The organism is Abyssisolibacter fermentans (genome assembly GCF_001559865.1).
Taxonomy (GTDB): Bacteria; Bacillota; Clostridia; order Tissierellales; family MCWD3; genus Abyssisolibacter; species Abyssisolibacter fermentans.
This window is the reverse complement of record NZ_LOHE01000122.1, coordinates 1-1,400: the sequence shown is the minus strand read 5'-3', so window position 1 is coordinate 1,400 and position 1,400 is coordinate 1. Positions and strand designations below refer to the sequence as shown.

Annotated in this window: 1 protein-coding gene; it reads left to right on the top strand. The window is 28.1% G+C overall.

What is annotated here, in order from left to right; translation table 11 throughout:
- The first annotated feature begins 119 nt into the window (after positions 1–119).
- Entirely contained in the window at positions 120–1,181 is a 1,062-nt protein-coding gene (locus AYC61_RS20490; protein WP_066507761.1) for an IS30 family transposase, read from the top strand.
- The last annotated feature ends 219 nt before the right edge of the window (positions 1,182–1,400 follow it).

The following is a 1,400-nucleotide window of genomic DNA, read 5'->3' as shown; positions in this document are numbered from 1 at the left end:
GCTAAGTTGTATAATTAAATGACGCATAAAATAGAATTTCCAAAAATTAAAAAGTGACTCATTTGAAATTCTCTGATATTGTTAAGTTCGACCAAAAACTTAAAGGGAGAATTTTTCAAATGAATCACAATAAAAATAATAACATAAATAACAGGAAAAATAAATATCTAACAGAAAAAGAACGCTACCAAATTGAGGGATATATTAAAATCGGTAAGATACCAAAAGAAATTGCATTTCTCATTGGAAAAAGTGTACGAACAATTCAAAGAGAAATTAAAAGAGGTACTGTTGAATTGTTGAACAGTGATTTGACTAAGAAATTAGTATACTGTGCTGATGTAGCTCATGAAAAATATCTACGTAATAGATGTAACAAAGGAGCTAATCTTAAAATTGGAGATAATCACAAATTATGTGAGTATATAGAATCTAAGATAATTAAAGAAAAATATTCACCTGATGCTGTAATTGGTGAAATAAAAGCTAATAAACTTAAATTTAAAACAACAATATGTACAAAAACATTGTATAACTATATTGATAAGGGAATATTTCTTGAATTAACAAATAAACATTTACCTGTTAAGTATAAAAAGAAGCGTAGCTACCGTAAAATACGTAAAGTTTCACTTAATAATAAAAAGGGTAGAAGCATTGTAGAAAGACCTAAATCGGTAGATTTAAGAAATACCATAGGTCATTGGGAAATGGATTGTGTAGTTGGACAAAAAAAGGATAAACAAGTATTGCTTGTTTTAACTGAACGTTGTACAAGATTGACTTTAATAAGGAAAATGAAAAGTAAGACTCAGCAAGAAGTTGGTAAAGCATTGAATTCACTTGAGAGAGAATATGGCAGTAAGTTTAAAAAAATTTTTAAGACTATAACCATGGATAATGGTAATGAGTTCGTTAATCAAGAAATAATAGAAAAATCATGCAGATTAAAAAGTAAAAGAACTACTGCATATTACGCTCATCCATATAGTTCATGGGAAAGAGGTAGTAACGAAAATGCAAATAAGTTAATTCGTAGATTTATACCAAAGGGTAAAAAGATAAGTTGTTATACAAAGAAAGAGATAGGAAAGATTCAACAGTGGGTAAATAATTATCCAAGAAGAATTTTAGACTACATGAGTTCATCACAATATTATGAACATAAATTATCAAAATAACTCTCTCTCAAGAAAGAATATTTGGTATATATAACTTTGTAAAGGATGCTACGCACCACCGCCTGGTGGCAAAGTCCTTGACAAAGCCATATATACCAAATAAATAGCAATTACGAGAAAGTTAGCATTAATGTATGATAGTATCATCACATACTATTTACAAAATTATACATGGTATAACTTAACAAATTCAATGCGACATTTAATATTGCAATTTAT

What these genes read in the sequence shown, in the direction of transcription:
- AYC61_RS20490 (WP_066507761.1), top strand. Translation starts at nt 120, where the DNA reads ATGAATCACAATAAAAATAATAACATAAATAACAGGAAAAATAAATAT.